The 20847-nt window shown below is 54.7% G+C and carries 20 protein-coding genes; 10 read left to right on the forward strand and 10 right to left on the reverse strand.

The window, feature by feature from the left end:
• Positions 1–152: 152 nt before the first annotated feature.
• On the reverse strand, positions 153–1058 hold the full coding sequence (locus ACFFLD_RS06515; protein ID WP_386038325.1) for a CYTH domain-containing protein: 906 nt from the start codon (positions 1056–1058) through the stop codon (positions 153–155).
• Between the two features lie 138 nt (positions 1059–1196).
• Here ACFFLD_RS06515 and ACFFLD_RS06520 point away from each other — a divergent pair, with 138 nt between their 5' ends.
• The 3 genes from ACFFLD_RS06520 to argA all read left to right on the forward strand — a co-directional run bounded on the left by ACFFLD_RS06520 (position 1197) and on the right by argA (position 4656).
• Entirely contained in the window at positions 1197–1877 is a 681-nt protein-coding gene (locus ACFFLD_RS06520; RefSeq protein ID WP_386040394.1) for a TIGR00153 family protein, read from the forward strand.
• A gap of 10 nt (positions 1878–1887) precedes the next feature.
• Complete coding sequence (locus tag ACFFLD_RS06525; RefSeq protein ID WP_386038328.1) at positions 1888–3153, forward strand: inorganic phosphate transporter; 1266 nt, start codon at positions 1888–1890, stop codon at positions 3151–3153.
• Between the two features lie 186 nt (positions 3154–3339).
• On the forward strand, positions 3340–4656 hold the full coding sequence (gene argA, locus ACFFLD_RS06530) for an amino-acid N-acetyltransferase (RefSeq protein ID WP_386040396.1): 1317 nt from the start codon (positions 3340–3342) through the stop codon (positions 4654–4656).
• Positions 4657–4865: 209 nt separating this feature from the next.
• On the opposite strand, the gene ACFFLD_RS06535 is transcribed toward argA, so the two are convergent.
• On the reverse strand, positions 4866–5720 hold the full coding sequence (locus ACFFLD_RS06535; RefSeq protein ID WP_386038331.1) for an SDR family oxidoreductase: 855 nt from the start codon (positions 5718–5720) through the stop codon (positions 4866–4868).
• A gap of 488 nt (positions 5721–6208) precedes the next feature.
• On the opposite strand from ACFFLD_RS06535, the gene ACFFLD_RS06540 reads away from it, so the two are divergent.
• The 4 genes from ACFFLD_RS06540 (at position 6209) to ACFFLD_RS06555 (ending at position 9038) form a co-directional block, all read left to right on the forward strand.
• Positions 6209–6859 (forward strand): hypothetical protein, encoded by a 651-nt coding sequence (locus ACFFLD_RS06540; RefSeq protein WP_386038334.1) that lies wholly within the window; start codon positions 6209–6211, stop codon positions 6857–6859.
• Positions 6860–6883: 24 nt separating this feature from the next.
• Positions 6884–7321, forward strand: a complete 438-nt coding sequence (locus tag ACFFLD_RS06545) for a phage holin family protein (RefSeq protein ID WP_386038337.1) — start codon at positions 6884–6886, stop codon at positions 7319–7321.
• Complete coding sequence (locus ACFFLD_RS06550; protein ID WP_386038340.1) at positions 7318–8484, forward strand: DUF3618 domain-containing protein; 1167 nt, start codon at positions 7318–7320, stop codon at positions 8482–8484. The genes ACFFLD_RS06545 and ACFFLD_RS06550 overlap by 4 nt, the downstream gene beginning before the upstream one ends.
• A 416-nt stretch (positions 8485–8900) precedes the next feature.
• Positions 8901–9038, forward strand: a complete 138-nt coding sequence (locus tag ACFFLD_RS06555; RefSeq protein WP_386038343.1) for a hypothetical protein — start codon at positions 8901–8903, stop codon at positions 9036–9038.
• Between the two features lie 89 nt (positions 9039–9127).
• On the opposite strand, the gene ACFFLD_RS06560 is transcribed toward ACFFLD_RS06555, so the two are convergent.
• Both ACFFLD_RS06560 and fabF read right to left on the reverse strand, forming a co-directional pair.
• Positions 9128–10147, reverse strand: coding sequence for a hypothetical protein (locus ACFFLD_RS06560; protein ID WP_386038346.1), 1020 nt, complete (start codon positions 10145–10147; stop codon positions 9128–9130).
• 170 nt (positions 10148–10317) lie between these two features.
• Positions 10318–11589, reverse strand: coding sequence for a beta-ketoacyl-ACP synthase II (fabF, locus tag ACFFLD_RS06565; protein ID WP_386038349.1), 1272 nt, complete (start codon positions 11587–11589; stop codon positions 10318–10320).
• Positions 11590–11679: 90 nt separating this feature from the next.
• On the opposite strand from fabF, the gene ACFFLD_RS06570 reads away from it, so the two are divergent.
• Positions 11680–12321 (forward strand): TetR/AcrR family transcriptional regulator, encoded by a 642-nt coding sequence (locus ACFFLD_RS06570; RefSeq protein ID WP_386038352.1) that lies wholly within the window; start codon positions 11680–11682, stop codon positions 12319–12321.
• A gap of 30 nt (positions 12322–12351) precedes the next feature.
• Here ACFFLD_RS06570 and ACFFLD_RS06575 read toward each other — a convergent pair whose 3' ends face one another.
• A complete protein-coding gene (locus tag ACFFLD_RS06575; protein ID WP_386038355.1) occupies positions 12352–13296 on the reverse strand; it encodes a MurR/RpiR family transcriptional regulator in 945 nt (314 codons plus the stop codon).
• A 212-nt stretch (positions 13297–13508) separates the two neighbouring features.
• On the opposite strand from ACFFLD_RS06575, the gene ACFFLD_RS06580 reads away from it, so the two are divergent.
• Together ACFFLD_RS06580 and ACFFLD_RS06585 are read left to right on the forward strand one after the other, a co-directional pair.
• A complete protein-coding gene (locus tag ACFFLD_RS06580; protein ID WP_386038358.1) occupies positions 13509–14834 on the forward strand; it encodes an aspartate aminotransferase family protein in 1326 nt (441 codons plus the stop codon).
• A 41-nt stretch (positions 14835–14875) separates the two neighbouring features.
• Positions 14876–15442, forward strand: a complete 567-nt coding sequence (locus ACFFLD_RS06585; RefSeq protein WP_386038361.1) for a carboxymuconolactone decarboxylase family protein — start codon at positions 14876–14878, stop codon at positions 15440–15442.
• 174 nt (positions 15443–15616) lie between these two features.
• Here ACFFLD_RS06585 and xseA read toward each other — a convergent pair whose 3' ends face one another.
• From xseA to ACFFLD_RS06610, 5 genes are all read right to left on the reverse strand, one after another.
• On the reverse strand, positions 15617–16957 hold the full coding sequence (gene xseA, locus ACFFLD_RS06590) for an exodeoxyribonuclease VII large subunit (protein ID WP_386038364.1): 1341 nt from the start codon (positions 16955–16957) through the stop codon (positions 15617–15619).
• A 108-nt stretch (positions 16958–17065) separates the two neighbouring features.
• Positions 17066–17890 carry an ABC transporter permease gene (locus tag ACFFLD_RS06595; RefSeq protein ID WP_386038367.1) on the reverse strand — a complete coding sequence of 275 codons (825 nt, stop codon included), beginning with the start codon at positions 17888–17890 and terminating at the stop codon, positions 17066–17068.
• Between the two features lie 9 nt (positions 17891–17899).
• Complete coding sequence (locus ACFFLD_RS06600) at positions 17900–18964, reverse strand: extracellular solute-binding protein (RefSeq protein ID WP_386038370.1); 1065 nt, start codon at positions 18962–18964, stop codon at positions 17900–17902.
• A 9-nt stretch (positions 18965–18973) separates the two neighbouring features.
• Positions 18974–20002, reverse strand: a complete 1029-nt coding sequence (locus ACFFLD_RS06605; RefSeq protein ID WP_386038373.1) for an ABC transporter ATP-binding protein — start codon at positions 20000–20002, stop codon at positions 18974–18976.
• Complete coding sequence (locus ACFFLD_RS06610) at positions 19999–20790, reverse strand: ABC transporter permease (RefSeq protein ID WP_386038376.1); 792 nt, start codon at positions 20788–20790, stop codon at positions 19999–20001. Before ACFFLD_RS06610 ends, ACFFLD_RS06605 begins: the two co-directional genes overlap by 4 nt.
• Positions 20791–20847: the final 57 nt, after the last annotated feature.

The raw sequence follows: 20847 nt of genomic DNA on the forward strand, positions 1-20847 counted from the left end.
ATAAGAGCTCTGTTTATAAAAGCACTGTTTATAAAAGCATCGTTTATAAGAGCTCTGGTTTTTAAGAACTCTGGTTTTTAAGAACTCTGGTTTATAAGAGCGCTGATTTTTAAAAACGCGGTTTTTCACAGCGCTCTTTCTTGATTACAAGGCTAGCTTAGCGCGCTTTGCAGCGCTAAACGATGAGAAAGCGACAATAGATTAACGCCATAGGCAATGCTGGGCTGACCATGGTCATCCAGCGCCTGGGGCAAGGCGGTGGCCAGGGGAGTAAGTTCGGCGGGTAATGCCGGATGTTGGGCCAGCTGTTGCAGGGCGGCGTGGGCCTGCTGCAGGTAGCTGGGCTGGTGGCTATCGTGATAGGCGTCCAGTGCCAGCGTGGCACGGTGAAGCCACTCCGCTGGCGTGTTAGCGTCCGGCAAAGGCCAGTGCTGGCGGCTAAGCGCATTACCACGAAATGCCTTACTGCTGTCAGAAGGACGCAACGGCACTTGCTCAGCCAGGGTTAGCGCCAGTCCCCACAAGTCGTCCGGTTCGCCGCTTTTTAGTTCAAGCTCAATCTCGCGGATGGTGGTGCGGTAATCACCGCTAATAATCTCTCCTTCATCCAGTACCAGCTCAACGTGGCTATGGTGATGGTTAGACGTATCGATTAGTTGCCAGCTATGGCGTGAAAAATTAGTACTGAGCGTGGGCGCCAATGCTTCCAGCATTCGGCCAAGCTCGCCCTGAAACGGCGGCAGGGTGGCAAGCCTGTCAAAATCCAGCTGCGGTCCTGCAATTGCCCACTCCCACTCATCCCGGTGTGAGAGACCGCCACCGCCCTGACCAGCCGTTTTCACGGTTTGCAGTACCTGACCATCGACTTGGCGTATGCGTAGCGCCACATGAGCCTTTGCCAAGTCGCTCTGGGGCGTGTCGAAGTAAGTATTGGTCAATGTTTGCTGGCGCGCTGATGAAGACGCGTCTGCAAGGAGTGGGTGGCGGCGGAGCGCATTTGGCCCAGTGGGGGGGAGGGCCAGCTTCAGTTCAACTTCCATTGGATTCGGGCTGTTCATGGTATTCGCCACCTCGTTATCGTGACATTTAGATGAAAATTTGATTACATTTGTGAACTTTTCATGACGGAGGCGAGTGCACTCTTTATACTGGCGCCGCTATTTCCTGGCTCCCCCGAAAATAGGTTAAAAGGCATTATGGTTACCTCCAATCCTTTTTCTTCGATGTTTGGCCGCTCGCCATTCCAGCCGTTATTGGCTCATATCGTCAAAACGAATGAATGTGCTGATCAACTGCTACCGTTTTTTGAAGCAACCCTTGCCGGTGACTGGGAACGCGCCACTGAGCTGCGCGAAAATGTCACTCGCCTAGAGCATGACGCCGACACGCTTAAAACAGAGCTGCGGTTGAACCTACCCAATACCATGTTTCTGCCGGTATCACGTTCAGACCTGCTCGATCTGATCAGCGTGCAGGACAAGATCGCCAATAAGGTACGCGACATTACCGGTATTATGCTGGGCCGTAAAATGCAGGTGCCAGGAGAACTGGCCGAGCCAATGCGCGATTACATTCGTACCAGTGTGGCCTGCGTGGCTCAAGCGCGCCAAGCATTAGAAGAGCTCAAAGATCTGCTGGAATCCGGCTTTGGAAAAAATGTCTCCGACGTCATGCAGAATATGATTCGTGAGCTGCATACCCTGGAACATCAAGCCGATCACCAGCAAATAACTATTCGTCGTCAGTTGTTTGCGCTTGAAAGTCAGCTGCCGCCGGTCGATGTGATCTTTCTTTACAAGATTATTGAATGGGTTGGCGAATTATCCGATCGCGCCGAGCGTGTGGGTAGCCGACTGCAGATCCTGACTGCCCGCTAAGGGGACTTTCATGCAGATTATTGTCCAGCACGGTGACATCTTTATTATTCTGGCCTGCTTGTTTGGCTTCTTTATGGCCTGGGGCGTGGGTGCCAACGACGTAGCCAATGCCATGGGAACCTCGGTGGGGTCGAAAGCGATCACCATTAAGCAGGCTATTCTGATCGCGGTGGTGTTTGAATTTCTCGGTGCCTGGTTGGCCGGTGGCGAGGTGACCAACACCATTCGTAAAGGGATTATCGATCCCTCTCTCTTGCAGGATGATCCACAGCTACTGGTGTACGGCATGCTGGCGGCGTTGCTGGCAGCAGGAACGTGGTTGCTGATTGCCTCCATGAAAGGCTGGCCTGTCTCCACTACCCACTCAATTGTCGGTGCCATTGTAGGTTTTGCGGTGGCAGGGCTGGGTGCCTCAACCGTTGACTGGGGAGCGGTGGGAACGATTGCCGCCAGTTGGGTGGTTTCCCCCTTGCTGGCCGGTACGATTGGCTTTGTGCTGTTTAAATCGGTACATCTTTTGATCTTTGAAGATGCCAATCCGTTCACCGCGGCCAAACGCTACTTCCCGGGTTATGTGTTTCTAGTCGGCTTTATCGTCTCCATGGTGACACTGACCAAAGGGTTGTCTCATGTAGGGCTTGATTTAACCTTTGGTCAAAGCCTGCTGCTGTCGATATTGCTGGGGCTGGTGATTACGGTCATCGGCATGGCAATGCAGCGGCGCATCAAGTTCGAGCACAACGAGAACGACCATTTTGGGTATGCCAATGTGGAGCGTGTGTTCGGCGTGCTGATGATTTTCACCGCCTGCGCGATGGCTTTTGCCCATGGCTCCAATGACGTGGCGAATGCGGTAGGCCCGCTGGCGGCGGTCATTAGCGTGGTGCAAACTGGCGGCGAAATTGGCAGCTCTGCGCTGGTGCCCTGGTGGGTGCTGGTCCTTGGCGGCGGCGGCATTGTGGTGGGTTTGGTGACCTACGGCCATAAAGTGATTGCGACCGTGGGAACCGGGATTACCGAGCTAACCCCTAGCCGTGGCTTTGCGGCTACGCTGGCGGCGGCAACCACGGTGGTATTAGCGTCGGGAACCGGGCTACCCATTTCCACCACCCACACGCTGGTCGGCGCCATTTTAGGGGTTGGCTTGGCACGCGGTATGGCGGCCATCAACCTGAGGGTTATCGGCACGATTGCGGCGTCCTGGCTGATTACATTGCCAGCGGGCGCGGGCTTGGCAATTCTGTTCTTCTTTATGTTTAAAGGTATGTTCGGGTAACCACCGCCCTAAGCCTGGGAGCTAAATTCCCTGTGCATCCAACGACAGCGGCATTTTTCATGTTTTTCTGCATAAGAGTGGGCAGATTTGCATTGGAAGGTGCCGCTGTTTTTCGTGCTCTGGTAAAGTAACTCGGTTAAATGTAATCACGGTATGTTTCTTTCACCTGCTGCCGGAGAGCGGCCCTTGGATACGCGCTTCCCCTTTGTTGATTGGTTTCGTAACGCTTCCCCCTATATTAATGCTCACCGGGGGCGAACCTTTGTCATCTTAATTGAAGGCGAAGCCATGGCGTCTGGCCGAGGGGAGCAGCTCATTCAGGATTTGGCGCTGCTGCATACGCTAGGCGTTCGCTTAGTCGTGGTGTTCGGCATTCGTCCTCAGGTGCATGTCGCGTTGACCAATGCTGGCGTTGAGCCAACGCGAGTCGATGGCCGTTGGGTCGCCGACCGTGCGGTGATGACTCACGTTGAACAGGTGGCTGCCCATCAGCGGCTATGGCTGGAGGCTCGGCTATCGCTGGGCTTGCCCAGCACGCCGTTGCACGGTGTCGAGCTAAGTGTCATCTCGGGCAACCTTGTCACCGCCAAACCTCTTGGTGTGCGTGAAGGGGTGGACTTTGACCATAGCGGCGAAGTGCGCCGTGTGCGGGCAGGCGCTATTCAAGGCTTGCTGGAAAAAGGCTCGTTGGTGCTGTTGCCGCCACTGGGATTCTCCAGTACCGGTGAGGTGTTTGACCTGGATGCCTCTGAGGTTGCCCAACACGCCGCCGTCGCACTAAAAGCCGATAAGTTGATTTTGCTGGGTGAATCGGAAGGGTTGGAAGATGAGCACGGCGCGCTGCTACGCCAGCTTTCGCCAGCGGAAGCCGAGCCACGCTTAAATGCGGCATTGCCTGGAAGTGAATTAGCGCGCCACTTACAGGCGGCCTGCACCGCGGCACGAGAAGGCGTGGCGCGCACGCACTTGCTCTCCTGGCGTAATCACGATGCCTTGCTGGGTGAACTGTTCACCCGCGACGGTGTTGGCACCATGATTACTCAGCACCGCTACGAGCAGCTGCGACCCGCAACGTTAAATGATGTGGCTGGGCTGTTGGAACTGCTGGAGCCGTTAGAGCGACGCGGCATGCTGGTGGCGCGTTCGCGTGAGCGTCTGGAGCATGAAATCGATGACTACATGGTGATCGAGCGCGATGGCATGGTGATTGGTTGCGCCGCGCTGCATGTTTTCGCTGATACCGGCATTGCCGAACTGGCCTGTGTTGCCGTTCACGATAGCTATCGTGGTGGAGAACGGGGCGAGCGCTTGGTAGAAGCGCTGGAGCGTCGCGCGCGCCAGCGCGGCTTAACTGACATGTTTGTGCTAACCACCCACACGGCACACTGGTTTGTTGAGCGTGGCTTCCGTGCCGCTAGCCTTGAAGCCTTACCCACGCTTAAACGCGAAACCTATAATCACGCGCGTAAATCGAAAGTGCTGGTGAAAACGCTGGCGGGGTAGTTGCTGTGGTCAGCCACTGATGGGCGCTATAGCCTTCGGGCGCGAGCGCAGCAAGCCATCTACTAAGGGGAGTTATAGTCGAAGAGATTAATAGGTGAGTTAAATAGAGTGAGTTAAACCGGTTGAAGAAAATAGGGGCAGCGAAGCTGTCCCTATTGGTTACGCCGATCTTTTAAATTAAGTAAAACTTGTTAATTAAGTAGTGCTTGTTAGGTATTTAAAATAACACCACCATTTAAATGAAGTGTTTGGCCGCTCATATAAGAGGACTCCTCTGAGGCCAAATAAACATACGCAGGCCCCATCTCGCTAGGTTGCCCTGCACGGTTCATGGGAACCTGGCCGCCGAATGAAGCCACCTTGTCATCTTCAAAGCTAGCCGGAATCAGCGGCGTCCACACCGGACCCGGCGCCACCGCATTAACGCGAATACCTCGATCCATCAGCGACATGGCAAGCGAACGCACCAACCCCTGAATAGCGCCTTTAGTGGCGGTATAATCAATCAGCGTCGCATTGCCCTTAAAGGCGTTGATCGATGAAGTGGCGATAATGGTGTCGCCCTTATTGAGATGCGGGAGGGCTGATTTGGTAAGATAAAAGTGACTGAAAATATTGGTCTGGAAGGTGCGCATTAGCTGGTCGTCAGGGATATCGGTGATATCGTCCCAGTCGTACTGCTCTGCCGCATTGTTAATGACAATATTGAGTTTGCCAAAATGATCCAGCGTTTGTTTAACAATATCACGGCAAAAAGCCGGGTCGGCTACATCGCCTTTTAACACCAAGCAACGGCGACCTTCTGCTTCCACCAGCCGCTTCGTTTCTTCAGCATCAGTATCCTCTTCTAGATGCACAATCGTGCAATCCGCCCCTTCGCGGGCATAATGAACCGCTACCGCACGACCAATACCGCTGTCACCACCGGTGATAATGGCGACTTTATCCAGCAGCTTGTCGGTGCCACGATAGCTGTCACGAATAAACTCGGGCTCAGGCCGCATCGCATATTCGTCGCCTGGTTGTTCATCTTGATGCTGAGAGGGCTGTTTTTGATCACTCATGTGCGGTCACTCCTTCGTTAGCACAGATGGGTTGGTATAGGTGGCGCATAGGTGTCGATTAGAAGGCGCGCGCATCGTCCTTAGCGGCGCACCCCACTTCAACGTAGACCAATGGGTTGAAGAGACGCAAATGCCAGTCGAATGGAACTATTTTTTGGCGTTTTATATAGCGCTTATTGGGCGTGCTAACGACTAAATGCTAAGTAATTAGTTATCTACTTTCGGGTATTAATATATGTTAAGTAAAAGCGCCTATAGTGGCTTTGTCGTGCGCATTAAATTGACAATAAAAAAATGACCGCTATGTTTTAAAAGTAGCTTATCTGTTAAAGAAATTTAATTAGCTAAGTAGTTTGGCTAAGTATAAATGATTGTCTTCTTTAAGTGCCTAATTACGTTGGTTAAGGGCGCTAAATAGATTCGCAGTGATGCTGATTTTTTTTCACCACGGATGTTGACAAGATGAGACGACATGGAGGAAGTGACAGATGATAGATCAAGGAAATAAGGCTGAATCAGGCGCGCCAGGCCAATCTAACCGCTCCACGGAGTCGCTCAAGCAGCAAGGACGGGATACTGCGCATGAAGTTAGTGAGGCCGCCCAGCACCAAGCCGAAGGCTATTTTAACCAACAGCGTGATAATGCCGCGGAACAATCCCAGAAGATAACGGGTGTTCTTCAGAAAATGGCGGATGAGTTCGATAACCAACAGCAACCTTATCTTTCTCAACAAACGAGAAAGTTTGCCAATGTAACCGAGCGTTTTTCATCTAGCTTGCGTGATAAAGATCTACGCAGCGTATGTGATGATGCGCAACGCTTTAGTCGTCGTGAGCCCGCTTTATTTATTGGTGGCTTGATGGCGGCAGGCTTTTTAGTTTCCCGTTTCCTACGTAGTTCTAATCAGCACTCGCATGGCGCTGATAGCCATGGTGCTGATAGACATAGCCCTGATATGCATAGCAGCTATTCCAATACTGCTACTGCGAGTACAGCGGGCTCGCCGTTAACGAATACTACGTCAACTACGTCAACTACGCCGACTACTCCGCAAAGCCAGTCATCCGGTATTGCCGGTGGTTCCTATCCAGGTAATGGAGCAGCGGGTCAGGCGGGTCAAGGAAATAGAACGCCCTAATAACACGGGCCAGGGAGGCACAGTATGGATTCGGATAATAAATCTACATCGCAAACATCCTCGGTGGGATCGCTGCTATCAAATGTGATGCACGAAATTACCTCGCTTGTGCGTAACGAGATTGAGCTTGCCAAGACAGAAATGTCTGAAAAAACCCACGAGGCCATGGGTGGCATTGCGTCAATCGCAATCGCTGGCGCGGTTTTGCTCGGCGGCTTTTTAACGCTGTTGGCAGCGGTGGTATTTTTGCTCAATGAGGTGCTTCCGCCGGACACCACACCTTGGCTTGGTGCTGCGATTGTGGGCATTGTGATGACCGTCATTGGTATTCTCATGCTCAAAGCGGGCCAGAAGAAACTGCAGGCGCGTAACCTGATGCCGAATCGCACGATGAATAGTCTGCACAATGACAAGTCGTTTGCGAAAGAGCATCAGCAGAACGTCAAGGAGGAGTTGAAATGACGGATCATGACAACCAGCGAAATTCTGAAGAGATTGAAAAGGATATTCATCAATCCCGCGAACGTCTCGACTCTACGCTGCATGAACTCGAAGAGCGCTTCTCTCCTCAGCAGTTATTGAATAGCTCTTACGAGTATATTCGCCACGGTGGTGCCAACGAGTTTGTGGCCAATTTAGGCAACACGATCAAGCAAAATCCGGTGCCGTTTCTGCTTACCAGCGCTGGTATTGGCTGGATGATTTTGGCTCAACGCAATCCGAATGCAGGGCACAGTCAGCACTACTCGTCGGCTATTGACGAGGAGTTCTACACCGGCGAGCGGCATTCATCGCACTCGCATAGCTCTAATAGTTCGAATGGCTCTTATAGCTCGAATGGCTCGCCAGGTATTCCCGTTCACGAAGGCACACATCCGAATGATGGAGCGCCCACTGGCTACAGCACTGGGTCTTCTGGCGTCGCTGAAGGCTCCTCAAGCCATAGTGGTGGTAAAGGGCGTATGAGCCAGGTGAAAGACAGTGCCAGCAGCATGAAAGAGGGCGCTGGTAACATGAAAGAAGGCGCCAAGGGCAGAGCCCAAAGCCTAGGTAATAAAGCCAAGCATACCGCGCAGCAGTGGAAAGATAAGGCAAACCATATGGGAGGCCACATGCGAGATACTACGTCCCATCTTAACCATGGTGTACATGATAACGCCCACGCGATGGGAGATCGTGCACGCCAAACAGGAAGCCAAGCCTCTGACTTTGTTCAAGAGCACCCGCTAGTGGTAGGCGCACTTGGATTTGCGTTGGGTGCAGCATTGGGCGGTATGTTCCCGGCGACTAAAAAAGAAGATGAGGTCATGGGTGAGTATCGTGACCGAGCGATGCACAAGGCGAGTGAAGCGGGGCATGAGCAAGCGGATAGAGCTCAGCAAGCGGTTCACGAACAGGCCGATAAAGCTCAGCAGACGGTGCATGAAAAAGCCGAGGAAGCGAAAGAAAAATCACATCAGGGCCAAGGCTCCAATGTGAACTCGTCTCAGGATAAGCGTCAAGACAGCGGCTCAACGACGCCTACCTCTGATAGTTCAGACGCTGATAGACATAGCACTGGTCTGGCAGGCTCGAGCACGCCGTCCGGCAATACCCAAGGCTCAGGCACGAACAAGACGCCTTGATCCCCACTGTACGTACGTAAGTTATTGAACCTAGCGTTAAAAGCAGTAGTGAGTGGCCGCCAATGTGCGGCCACTTGTTTATTGTCAGGCAGGTGATAATGGGCAGTTAAGCGTAGCTGATAGCGGTAGCTTATTGACTGCATTGTTATTGCTGATACACCTTGGATTAGGTGGTTTTGTTGTTTTAAGTATTTGTTTTTTAGTTATTTTGTTGAGATTTTATTGCCTGTTGGTGCAGTAAGGGTGAATTGAAAGCGAGTGCGCAGACGGGCTACATTACCTAGGCGATAACTACTTGATAGCTATTTGATACCTGTTTGATAAGTGATTGATAAGTAAATGAATAGACAGCCCTATTGGCCATGATGCCAAGGGGTTTACGACATTCTGCTAACCACCATGGAAAGGAAGAAGCGATGACTCAAGCCTCCGAGAACGATAAAAAAGCCCCGAAAGACCGTGACGACCATCACGACGATGCCAACCCGATGCCGGATACCCATCATGTGAACCCTGATTCATCTGATGATAAGAATGGCAAAGATAAGCAGTAGACAAGTGGTGTAACGCCCCGATGTTGCACGTGTTGAAAGCGGCGCTATCTCGATAGCGCCGTTTTGCTTTCTGATAAGTAGAGCATTGCCTAAACTTCTACATTGATAGTGCTCAGGCTGGTGCTTTGAATAGTCCCTTGCAGCCCCATCACGCCGCTGGAAGACGACGGCAATAACTGCCCAAGCGATGAGTAAAGTGCGTCGGACGTTGAGACAGCAAGCGCCCGGTCGAGCTTGTCGATGTCCTTTTCAGCTTTTATCAATTCACGACGCGCTTCTTTATCTGCTTCGGTAAGCTTTATTTTGAGCGCGCTGACCACTTCTTCTAATGTCTTTTTGGCGTCAGACAGTGCGTTACGCAAGCCGTTTTCGCTGGCACTAGGGCCATTGGTGCGGCTTTTTTCTGCATGCAAGGGGCTGACTACGCTTACCAATAAACCGAGCGGGCCGGCTTCATCATCGTCAGCATCATTTTCAGACTTTCTTTCAGGCTGACTTTCAGACAAGCCCGATGTTTGCTTGGCGTCTTCTTTCGCTTCTTCAGCGCTTTCTTGGGCACTTTTTTCAACACTATCTTCGGCTTGGTTGGCCTCGCTTGCGGTGCGGGCAACCTGCTCGTCAGCGGTGGCGCTAGCTTTAGCGTCGGTAACGGCGTCGCTACTCTGTGGTGATGCGGTGGTGTCTGCGCTTGGTGCTACTGTCACTGACACCGAAGGGGTAGCGGGGAGGTTAGCACTGCCGCCACCGGCATTGCTCAATAAACGGGCAGCACCGGCAAGCTCGCGGGCGATACTCTTCAACTCCTTGGCCATGTTTTTAAGCTGTTCAGGCGAGGCAAAAGCCATCATGGCTTTGAGCATTTCAAGGCGCTGGCGCAAGAAGCCCGCTTTTTCGGTCGCACGCTGTTGAGAAGCTTCCTTGGGGCTGGGCAGAGACGCCAAACTCTCCAGCGCTTCCCGCTGCTTCTTGAGGCGCTTGGTAAAGGGGTCGTCTTCGCTCGCAGCAGCAGCGCGTTCGTTGCTTTGTTGAGCAACGCGAGCAGAGGCTAACTGCTGCGGCTTGTCTTGGCGGTGGCCCATAAGGGTCAGGGTGGAAAATCCTATCTTCATGGTGGCTTCCTCTCCTAATTGTTATTAGTTATCGGCCACCGAGTTCAGAACTTTAGGGGTTGCTTAACCTTCACGCGAGTCTGGCATCACCCAGCCGCCACGTGAGCTTTCGGCTCGGCTGGGTGTTTTCTTATGCCTGTTTCCCCTTTTTCCTTGCTCCTTTTCCCTTATTACCCAGCGTAACGGCTAACAATCAGCGCGGCGTTGACGCCGCCAAAGCCGAAGCCGTTGCACAGCACATGCTGCACGTCGTGGTCTCGCGGCTGAGTGGTTACTACATCCAGCCCCTGCATATCGTCATCGCCCTGGGTGTAGTTCAGGGTGGGGGGCAGTTGCTGAGTACGTGCTGCAAGCACTGAATAAATGCTTTCAATGCCGCCCGCCGCGCCCAGCAAATGGCCGGTCGAGGCTTTAGTGGCCGACACGGGAATAGACGCTAGCCGTTCACCAAATACGCGACGCAGCGAGGCCAGCTCGGCTCGGTCACCCACCGGCGTTGAGGTGGCGTGAGCATTGATATGGCTAATGGCATCACGATTGAGCCCTGCCATGCCGAGCGCTGCCTCAATGGCCAGGGCGGCGCCTGCGCCATCTTCCGGGCCCGCGGTGATATGGTGGGCATCCGCGCTGGTGCCGTAGCCGTTCAGCACGGCAAGCGGCGTGGCGCCGCGGGCGAGCGCGTGGTCGAGCGTTTCAATCACCATCAGTCCGGCGCCTTCGCCCATTACAAAGCCGTTGCGTGCTTTATCAAACGGCCGCGAAGCGCTGGCGGGGGCGTCTGCCTCGGTGGAGAGCGCTTTTAAGGCGTTGAAACTCGCCAGTGAAAGCGGGTCAATACACGCTTCAGCGCCGCCCACCAGAGCCACATCGGCTTCGCCGCTACGAATCAGACGCATGCCGTCGCCAATCGCCTGAAGCCCCGCCGCGCAAGCGGTCACCGGGCAGCCCAGCGGGCCTTGGAAGCCGTAGCGAATCGACAAGTTGCCCGCGGCCAGGTTGGCTAAAAAGGCCGGTACGGTAAAAGGCGATACGCGCCGATAACCGCGCTCAGTCAAGGTTTTTTGCGCCTGGGTAATGGTGGGAAAACCACCAATGCCGGAGCCGACCACGGTAGCCGTGCGGCGTTTCTGCGCTGCTTCACTGGGCTGCCAGTTGGCCTGAGTAAGCGCTTCATCGGCGGCGGCCATGGCGTAGAGACTAAACAGGTCGAGCTTGCGCTGCTCCTTGGCGTCGGCAATCGCGTTCAGGTCGATACCGCCTTCGCTATCCTCGTCGTGGCGAGGCACACAGCCCGCTATTTTGATCGGGATATCGCGGGTATCGAAGCGTTCGATGGTGTTGATGCCTGAACGGCCAGCCAGCAAACGTTGCCAATTGATATTGACGCCGTTGCCTAGTGGGCTGACCATTCCCATACCGGTAATAACAATGGGTGATTGCATAGCCGTTCCTGAGTAATTGATGTCATCACCCTATCAGCGGGCATTATATGATCAAGATAATATTTAGCGGATGGATCTATAGAGGTAGCGATGCCGAATCCCAATAGCCGTAAGTCCAAAACCAAAGAGCGGATCCTGGCGTCAGCCACCGAGCTATTCAGCCGGAATGGCTTCAATAAGGTCTCTATTGGTCAGATCATGAAGCTGGCTAAAATGACCCATGGCGCCTTTTACGCGCACTTTTCCTCCAAGGAAGCTCTCTATCACGCCTCGGTGCGCCTCACGTTAGATAACACCCGCACCGCTCGGTTGGTAAAAGGGCCGCTGTCGATGCAGCACTTAACCGAACTGGTCGACAACTACTGCAATCTTCAAGAGCTGGAAGCCAAGCAGCGGCCAGGACCAGAGGCCGTGCTGTTCAACGAAATTGGCAGCGAAAAGGCCGAGATTCGGACACTATTCGAGGCCTCTTATCTGCGCATGAAGAAAATGCTGGAAACACGCCTGCGAGCGCTGGGTAAGCTGAAGAAACTGCCATTTGCTGATGATCGACAGGTCATTGCCGATAAATCCCGAGTCATTCTCGCGTCTTTGATCGGTGCCGTGGCGATTGCCAAAAGCCTACCGGGGGAGGTCGAGCGCAAGCAGGTGTTAATCGCGACCCAACGCCAGATATTGCTGATGCTCGGCGTTAGCGAGACCGACGCCGAGCAAATGCTGCAGGTCAGCTAACCCAGATGACTGCCATCATTACGTTGGCAATCACTCCCGCCGCGGTAGCGCATGCGAGTAGGTTTTAAGTTGTAAGTGATGCTCATCGGCGTGCTGCAAGGCCTCCAGGGCGGCAGGCCGGTCGCGTTCAGCAAGTAACGCGCAAAGTACTTCCGAAATGGCTAAGGCGGGGGCCAGCGTATGAAAGAAGCTATGGCTCTGGGTAGGACAATAAATCGCCTGCTCGGAAATGCTGGCAAGCGGCGAGACTTCACTATCGGTGATCGACAAAATCGCCAGACCTTTAGCATGTGCCAATTGCGCCAACGTTAGCGAATCCACGGTATACGGCTGGATGGAGACGATAAGCACCACGTCACCTTGCTTGGCGCGCATTAGCGCATCGCCCCCGGTGCCCGCGGGACCATCAAGGTGAACCGTGCGTTCGCCCAGCAATGACATGACGTAATGAAAATGCCAGGCCACCACATGGCTGGAGCGTAACCCGAGCACATACACGGTGTTAGCCGCCGCTAGCGTATCGGCCATGGCGGTCAAGCGTTGTAGTGTTTCTGGCGCACACAGCGTTGTTATCTGAGCGCTTAACCCCTGCAGCATCTGTTGGGCGATATCACTTTCCGCTGTACCAGTAGCAGGCGTCTGCTGACGCACCTTAGCCGCGAAACCGTCGCTTCTTCCGCGCAAGGTATCCGCATAGCAGGCGCGCATATCAATGTAGCTTTTAAAGCCCAGCACTTTGGCCAGTCGCGTCATGGTCGCCGGCTGCACCGCTGCATGGCGCGCGACTTCACGCATGGATACCAACGCTACTTCTTCCGGGTGCTCAAGTAGATAACGTGCGGCCTGTTGAAGCTGCCCAGACAACGTATCGAACTGCGCAATAATCTGCTCTCTTAGCGGGTCGCTCGGCGGCATAGCGTTTTTTGGCATAGGGCTTTGTGACGTAGATTTTTTGGACTTAGGGCTTTTAGACATAATGCGGTGCCTCTCGGCGCGGGGCCTGGATTAAGCTGAATCATAGCAATGATTCATTTGTTTTAATATCAGGTAAAATGATTTGTTTGTTGCGTTGGCGCGTCAGGTCGTGCCACTCTTATGCCGTTACAAACGTACGTAAAGATCATCGTACGTAAACATCGTCGTAAGTCGAGATGATCGGGTTCCAGGCATTTTAAAGGGAAGGCTCCATGACGCGACTTCTTCATCGCAGTATTGGGCAGGCGTTGCCGCACGCAGCCTCTGCGCAGGGCGTGTATATCACTGACACCGAAGGGCGCCAGTATCTGGATGGCTCGGGAGGGGCGGCGGTGACGAGTGTGGGGCACGCTCACCCAGAAGTGCTGGCGGTCATGCGCGCCCAAATCGACAACCTCTGCTACGCGCACACCGGTTTTTTCACCACCGATGCCGCCGAAGAACTCGCCGAGAAATTAGTGAATTTGGCGCCTGAGCCGTTAAACCATGTCTACCTGGTATCCGGTGGCTCAGAAGCAGTCGAGGCCGCTTTAAAAATGGCGCGCCAGTACTTTGTGGAAGTGGGGCACCCTAAGCGCCGCCACATCATTGCCCGGCGCCAGAGCTATCACGGCAACACGATTGGCGCATTAGCGACGGGCGGCAATGCCATGCGGCGCCAGCAGTTTCAGCCGCTGCTGCCCGAGACCCATCACGTCTCACCCTGCTACGCCTACCGTGATAAAGGCAACGACGAGACACCTGAAGCGTACGCCGCTCGGCTGGCGGACGAACTTGAGGCCAAGATACGTGAGCTGGGCCCTGAGTGCGTGATGGCGTTTGTGGCCGAGCCGGTGGTTGGCGCTACCCTGGGCGCAGTGGCCGCCGAGGCGGATTACTTCAAGCGCATTCGCAAGATTTGCGACCACCATGGCGTGCTGCTGATTCTCGATGAAGTGATGTGTGGCATGGGGCGCACAGGCACGATGTTCGCCTGCGAGCAGGAAGGTATATCGCCCGATATTGTCACTATTGCCAAAGGCCTGGGCGGCGGCTATCAGCCGATTGGCGCGGTGATGTTGTCATCGGCTATTTATGACAGCTTCGCCAACGGCTCCGGCCTTTTTCAACACGGCCACACGTATTTGGGCCACCCGGTTGCGGCCGCTGCCGCTAATAAAGTAGTAGAGATCATTGCCCGGCCAGACACGATGGCCAACGTGAATGCCATGGGCGAGCGATTACAACAAGGCCTTGAAGCGGCGTTGGGTGCGTCCCCCTACGTGGGCGATATTCGTGGCAGGGGGCTGTTTCGCGGCATTGAGCTGGTCGCCGATCGAGAGCACAAGACGCCGTTTGACCCCACTCGAAAAATCCACGCCAAGGTCAAGCGTCAAGCCATGGCAAGAGGGCTGATCAGCTACCCAATGGGGGGCACCATTGACGGTGTTTATGGCGACCATATATTGCTGGCTCCGCCGTATACCATTAACGCGGGCGAGATTGATCTACTCATTGAACGCATTACCCAGGCGATAGACGCCGCGATAGCTGAATAAAGCGCCGCGATAGCCCAATAATCAGAAAAGGAACCTCTCCGATGACACAGTCACCCTGCTTGCCGGTTGCCGACGCTGATTGGCCCGATGACATCGCGGAGCTGCGTGAGGGATTTGCCGGTGCCCTTAACGTTTATCGCACCATGGCGCATCACCCCGCGCTGCTGACCGCGTGGGCGCCGTTGCGCCAGCACGTGGTGAAGGAGAACGCGCTAGGCCCGGCGCTTACCGAAGTGGTGATACTGCGCGCCGGGTTTCGTCTGGGTTCCGCCTACGAGTGGGCACATCACGTTAGCCGCTCGCTGGCGCTGGGGTTTTACGACGCGCGGATCAACGCCATTCGCGGTGTGCCAGCGATCAGCGAGGGCGTCGATGGCATGATCGTTCGAGCGGTTGATGCGTTATTAGACGAGCATAAGTTGAGCAAAGGGCAGGAAGCAGAGCTGGCGCAAGCGATTGGCCGCACCGCCGTGATCGATCTGATCGCGATGGTGGGGTTCTATTCGGTACTGGGTTATTTACTCAAGACTTACGAAACACCGATTGATGACGCTATCCAGCAAGAAGCCCAGGAAAACCCGGCGCTGTTTTCAATAACGCCGCCCTGATAATGATTGAATGTTAGATGCTGGAGTTAAGTGAGGTCTCGAATAACCCGGAGAGGGGGTCTTTCGCCATGGATGGCGAAAGTAGCGCCCAAGGATGGGTTCACAGCGCCCCCGAGTAGGGTTATTTGAGACCGTTCCAACGGTAGATATTGACGTCGTCAGCCATCCAAAAGGCTATTTAAAGCGCCGCTTTACCTCTACGCTGAGCCTGCCTTCACCGAGGCGCAACCTGAGCTTCTGGCCTGGCTGGGTATCGTCTGCCCGCCGGATGACCTGGCCCTGCTCATCCTGCGCAATGGCGTAGCCCCGGCCCAACACCGCCAGCGGGCTGACCGCATTCAGCTCGCGCGCGGCGGCTTTCAAGCGCGCTTGCTGGCTTTCCAGCTGGCGCTGAATGGCGCTACCCAAACGGCGATTTAGCTGGTTTACCCGTTCACTTTCCAGGCGATGCAGCCGCGCCATGTCTTGGCTTGCCAGCCGCCGGTTCAACTGCGCCACGTGCGCTTTCTGGTGAGTGAGCGTTTGCTGCATGGCGCGCTCAAGGCGCTGGTGAAGGGTGGTAATGTGCTGGCGCTGACGGTTGAGCTGTTCACCGGGGTGGCGCAGTTTGGCGCGCAGGGTATCCAGGCGCTGGCTGTCGCGCTCTAAGCGTGCCTGCATGGCCCGCTGCAAACGGCTGTGTTGATGCTCCAGCTGGCGCTTAAGGGTGTTTTGATCCGGCACTAACCGCTCGGCGGCGGCTGAAGGGGTAGGTGCGCGCATATCCGCTGCAAAATCGGCAAGCGTTACGTCCACCTCATGGCCCACCGCCGACATGACCGGCAGGCGCGAATGAAAAATCGCCCGCGCCAAGTGCTCGTTATTGAATGCCCACAAGTCTTCCAGGCTGCCGCCCCCGCGGGTAATCAGAATCGCATCACGCTCAGGGTCCAGGCGTGCCTGGCGGTTGAGTAATGCCAGCGCTGATATCATGGCCGGTGCTGCTTCCGCGCCCTGTACCGGCACTGGAATCAGCGTTACGTCGGCCAACGGCCAGCGGGCTTCCAGCACCGCGAGCACATCGCGAATCGCCGCCCCGGTCGCGGAGCTTAAAATCAGCAGCTTGCGGGGAGGGAAGGGCAAGGGACGTGCGTTGGCAAACACGCCTTCGGCGTCCAGCTGGGCTTTTAAGCGCTCAAAGGCCGCCAACAGTTCACCGAGGCCCGCGGCCTGGACGGCGTCGGCAATTAGCTGATAGTCGCCGCGTGGCTCAAACAGCGACACCCGACCCCGCAGCTTGACCTGATCACCATCGCGCATGGGTGCCGACACAAACCGCGCCCGCTGGCGAAACAGCGCACAGCGGATCTGCGCACGATCATCCTTCAACGTGAAATACACATGCCCCGAGGCCGGGCGCGAGACATTGGAAAGCTCGCCTTCCACCCACACCTCGCCCACATCGCGCTCAAGGGTTTGCTTGGCGCGTTGGTTGAGCTGACTGACGGAAAGGGGCTGAGGTGTTGTTGAGGTCATAACGGGCTTCAGGTCGAGAGAAGCATTAATCCTAGCATTAAATAATAACCACTAGTGGATAGAACGGGGCAAATGCGCAGCCCGACCTAGCACCAGCGAGGCATGGCGCTAGCGATTCTGGGCACGTCGGCGTACCCACTCACCGGGAAGGGTTAATAACAAGCAGCAACACATCATTAGCAGCGCCAGAAAAGCAACAGACGCCATATCAGACCCTGCGTCGGAAATATTGCTATAAAGCAAAAGCGGCAGCAGGTTGATCTGTGAACCGGTAAGCGCAAGAGCCGTACCGTAGGCGCCAAAAGCAACCGCAGCGCACAGGCTCCAGGAAGAAATTAGCGCTGGCAGTAAGGGTGGCAAATAAACATCGCGGATCTGCTGCCAGCTAGAGGCACCAAAGCTTTCGGCCATTACCAACTGGCGACGATTAAGACCTTGCACCACTGGCAGCATCAGTAAAACCACGCGAGGAACCAAGAAGTAGGCATACACCAACACCAACCCCTGCGGGGTATAGACAAAGCGGCCAAACCACGCAGGGTCTACTCCTAGCGATGCCAGGGTCAGCGTAATAAAGCCCGCCCTCCCCAATAAGAGAATAAAGCCATACGCTACAATTAAGCCGCTGAAAATCAACGGAAGAGAGATCAGCCAGAGAAGAAAAAACCGCCGCCTCTCCGGTTGGTGATAAAGAAATTCGGCAATCACGACACCGACGATGACCGACAACAGTGCGGTGCTAATTGCTAAAGCAACGCTCGTTATCAAGCTTTTAAACACTAGCCCCTCGTTAAGAAGACGGGCACCCGTTTCCCACGGTGACTCAAGCGCTGCGATGATCAGCAGCGCCAGCGGCACCATGAAAAACAGCGTGTAAATAATGCCGCTGGGTAGCACCAGCGGCAAAAAACTGAAAAAACGCAGACGAGGCATGGCTTGGCCTTATTGGTTAAGCACTTTCTGGGTCCACCGATGGCTTAGGTCAGCGCTAATGCTCGATGCTTTTTGTACATCCAAGGGGCGAATCTGTGGTGCCTCGACCAGTGTGTCGGGCAGTTCGATGTCCCCGTTAACTGGGCGAACAAATCCTTCTGCGAAGGTACGTTGGCCTTCGTCTGACATTACATAGTTGAGCCAAAGGCGGCCAGCATTCGGGTTTGGCCCGTTCTTGACCAGCGAAATAGCATACGGTGCTGCTACTGAGGCTTCTTCGGGAATCACTACCGCGACGTTGTCGCCCATACCATCGGTAATGCTGGCTTTTAGGCCGTCGTTTTCATAACCGATCCAGATAGGAATTTCACCGCGCACGAATTGCGCGTAGGGCGTGGTACCGACCACACGGGCAACATTACCGGCGCTGCTTAATTCAGCGAGGTAATCGATACCCGGTGATAAATCATCGAGATCGCCTCCCATACCATAATTGGCTGCCAGGGTGAGGACTTGCCCTTGACCGGTCGAGCGCGGGTCAAGGTAGACGATGCTGTTGCGATATTGCTCATCCAGCAGGTCTTCCCAGCTTTGCGGTACTTCATCGACCAGCTCGGTATTTACGATAAAAGCGACGTTGAGTGAGTGAATGGTAAACCACTCGCCACCTTCGGCTTTGAAGACATCGGGAATGCTATCGAAATTGATAGGAGTAAAAGGGCTTAACAGTTCTTTTTCATAGGCGTTAATAGCAGAAGAGGCGTAGTAGTAGGCGGTATCGGCCTGGGGGCGGTTGCGTGCCTGCTCCAGGGCAACCACCGTGGCGCCAGAGCCCAGGTCGTTAAAGACAATCTGAACGCCGGGGTAGCGCTCTTCGAAGCGATTGAATTGGCTTTGCCAGTTGGCCCAGGTGGGGCCGGTGTCAAACGACACGACCAGCCCCTCTTCCTGAGCGGCTTCGTACAGGTCCTGTTCGCCGTCGTAAAACTCCGCATCTGGCGTGTTAGCGGCATACGCCGATAACGGCAGCAGGCTGATGGCCGACAATAGGCAATAAGCAAAAGAGCGTTGCATGATGATACCTCAGCGGTTGAAGAGATGAATGTGGGTAGGAGGAAGTGCCACGTGAGTGATGTGATCCGGCGGTGAAGCCGACTCAAGCGACAACGTGGTAGTGCCGCAGAGAAGGTGTAGGCGTTGCTGGGCGCCCAGGAACTGGCGCTCAATTAGCGTGGTAGGCATTTGGTTGGTGATATCGCTAGCCGGGTTGGCGAGAACGGCTTCAGGACGAATCATGGCGCGAACGGTCTGTCCTGCCGCAAAGGTGTGTGGCATCACTTCCAAAATGCCAAGGTCGGCGGTTTCAATCCTTTGTGTGTCCAGCACCTGAGCGTCAATAAAGTTAGTACGGCCAATGAAACGTGCCACGGCTTCACTCACGGGTTGTGTATAAAGCTGGTGAGGCGCGCTGTGCTGAAGAAGCTCGCCCTGCTCAAGCACGGCGACGTGATCGCCCAGCATCAGCGCCTCTTCCTGATCGTGAGTGATCATCAGTGTGGTGACGCCGAACTGCCGCTGTATATGCTTGAGCTCCTGGCGCATCGACTCCCGGCGGGAGGCGTCGAGCGCTGAAAACGGCTCATCAAGCAGAAGGGCACGGGGCTCAAAAACCAAGGCGCGAGCAATAGCCACTCGCTGCTGCTGGCCGCCGGAAAGTTGTTGAGGGTAGAGGTGTTCCAGCGCCTCAAGGCCTACATCGTGGAGTATTTTACGGGCGCGACGATGGCGTTCGTCTTGACGAATGCCCTTGACCTTAAGCGGGTAGGCCACGTTGCCGAGCACTGTCATATGGTTAAAGAGCACATAATCCTGTAGCACGATGCCCAGCGCTCGTTCGCCGCAAGAGAGTTTTGTCACATCTTGATTATCAAACAGTACTCGCCCATGGAGCGGGGTGAGGAAGCCTGCAATAAGCTGTAAAAGCGTACTCTTGCCCGAGCCACTGGCGCCCACCACCACCAGAAATTCGCCGGTTTCTACCCTCAGGTTGATGTCGTGAACACCGACGCTGCTACGGGGGTAGCGGAACTGGATATTTTCAAGCGCAATCATTGCGGCAACTCCTGAGAAGAGGATCGGCCCAGCCGCCACTGCACCAGAGTGGAAAACAACGAAAACAGCAGGGCGAGTGAGAGCAGGAAAAGCGTTGCGGCGCAGGCGAAGCCCGTCGTGCGGTAAAACGCTTGGATCAGTACCACCGGATAGGGTTGTGTCATAAAGCCTGAAATCAGATTGCTCAGTTCAAACTCGCCAATCGATAGCGCCGCAACCGTTAAACTACCGGTAAACACGGAGCGATATACCAATGGCAAATAGAGATGCACAAAACGTTGCCACTCGGCCGCTCCCAGAGACTGAGCCATGCGTTCATACGCCTTGAGTGGGGAGGCTTCGATATCGGCATATACGGTGTAGAAAAGGTAGGGGAAAGTAACCACCACATGACCGGCCACTAGCAGCCATGGGCTACCTAGCCAGGGCAGTACCGCAGTACTAAAAGCCAGGATAAAGGCAAAGCCAATGACCAACTGGGGAACCGCTACAGGCAGCATAACGAGAAGGCGCGTGACGCTCTGTGCTACCGAGGGGAATTTAAGCGTGACGCCGTATACCAGGGGGACGACTAATAATATATTGATCAGGCAGGTGGTTAAGGCCAGTTGGAGTGTCGTTACCATGGCGTTTCGATAGGTGGTATCTTGCCAGACAGCGATAAACCAACGCCAAGTTAACCCCTCGGGCAATAGAGTGTTACTCCACTGATCGCCGAAGGCACCTACAAGCAGGAGTGCGATGGGGGCTAATAGGTAAAGTAAGTAACCATAGGTAATCAGTCGCATGCCTGGCTCCTAGGCGTTTATGGATATAAATAACCATAATGTTGAATTGTGATCATT

It is taken from the genome of Vreelandella sulfidaeris (assembly GCF_042429665.1).
In the GTDB taxonomy this organism is placed as follows: Bacteria; Pseudomonadota; Gammaproteobacteria; order Pseudomonadales; family Halomonadaceae; genus Vreelandella.

What these genes read in the sequence shown, in the direction of transcription:
- ACFFLD_RS06610 (WP_386038376.1), bottom strand. Translation starts at nt 20,790, where the DNA reads ATGCGACTGATTACCTATGGTTACTTACTTTACCTATTAGCCCCCATC.
- ACFFLD_RS06570 (WP_386038352.1), top strand. Translation starts at nt 11,680, where the DNA reads ATGCCGAATCCCAATAGCCGTAAGTCCAAAACCAAAGAGCGGATCCTG.
- ACFFLD_RS06575 (WP_386038355.1), bottom strand. Translation starts at nt 13,296, where the DNA reads ATGTCTAAAAGCCCTAAGTCCAAAAAATCTACGTCACAAAGCCCTATG.
- ACFFLD_RS06555 (WP_386038343.1), top strand. Translation starts at nt 8,901, where the DNA reads ATGACTCAAGCCTCCGAGAACGATAAAAAAGCCCCGAAAGACCGTGAC.
- ACFFLD_RS06560 (WP_386038346.1), bottom strand. Translation starts at nt 10,147, where the DNA reads ATGAAGATAGGATTTTCCACCCTGACCCTTATGGGCCACCGCCAAGAC.
- ACFFLD_RS06580 (WP_386038358.1), top strand. Translation starts at nt 13,509, where the DNA reads ATGACGCGACTTCTTCATCGCAGTATTGGGCAGGCGTTGCCGCACGCA.
- ACFFLD_RS06540 (WP_386038334.1), top strand. Translation starts at nt 6,209, where the DNA reads ATGATAGATCAAGGAAATAAGGCTGAATCAGGCGCGCCAGGCCAATCT.
- ACFFLD_RS06525 (WP_386038328.1), top strand. Translation starts at nt 1,888, where the DNA reads ATGCAGATTATTGTCCAGCACGGTGACATCTTTATTATTCTGGCCTGC.
- ACFFLD_RS06600 (WP_386038370.1), bottom strand. Translation starts at nt 18,964, where the DNA reads ATGCAACGCTCTTTTGCTTATTGCCTATTGTCGGCCATCAGCCTGCTG.
- ACFFLD_RS06605 (WP_386038373.1), bottom strand. Translation starts at nt 20,002, where the DNA reads ATGATTGCGCTTGAAAATATCCAGTTCCGCTACCCCCGTAGCAGCGTC.
- fabF (WP_386038349.1), bottom strand. Translation starts at nt 11,589, where the DNA reads ATGCAATCACCCATTGTTATTACCGGTATGGGAATGGTCAGCCCACTA.
- xseA (WP_386038364.1), bottom strand. Translation starts at nt 16,957, where the DNA reads ATGACCTCAACAACACCTCAGCCCCTTTCCGTCAGTCAGCTCAACCAA.
- ACFFLD_RS06550 (WP_386038340.1), top strand. Translation starts at nt 7,318, where the DNA reads ATGACGGATCATGACAACCAGCGAAATTCTGAAGAGATTGAAAAGGAT.
- ACFFLD_RS06595 (WP_386038367.1), bottom strand. Translation starts at nt 17,890, where the DNA reads ATGCCTCGTCTGCGTTTTTTCAGTTTTTTGCCGCTGGTGCTACCCAGC.
- ACFFLD_RS06520 (WP_386040394.1), top strand. Translation starts at nt 1,197, where the DNA reads ATGGTTACCTCCAATCCTTTTTCTTCGATGTTTGGCCGCTCGCCATTC.
- ACFFLD_RS06585 (WP_386038361.1), top strand. Translation starts at nt 14,876, where the DNA reads ATGACACAGTCACCCTGCTTGCCGGTTGCCGACGCTGATTGGCCCGAT.
- ACFFLD_RS06545 (WP_386038337.1), top strand. Translation starts at nt 6,884, where the DNA reads ATGGATTCGGATAATAAATCTACATCGCAAACATCCTCGGTGGGATCG.
- ACFFLD_RS06535 (WP_386038331.1), bottom strand. Translation starts at nt 5,720, where the DNA reads ATGAGTGATCAAAAACAGCCCTCTCAGCATCAAGATGAACAACCAGGC.
- ACFFLD_RS06515 (WP_386038325.1), bottom strand. Translation starts at nt 1,058, where the DNA reads ATGAACAGCCCGAATCCAATGGAAGTTGAACTGAAGCTGGCCCTCCCC.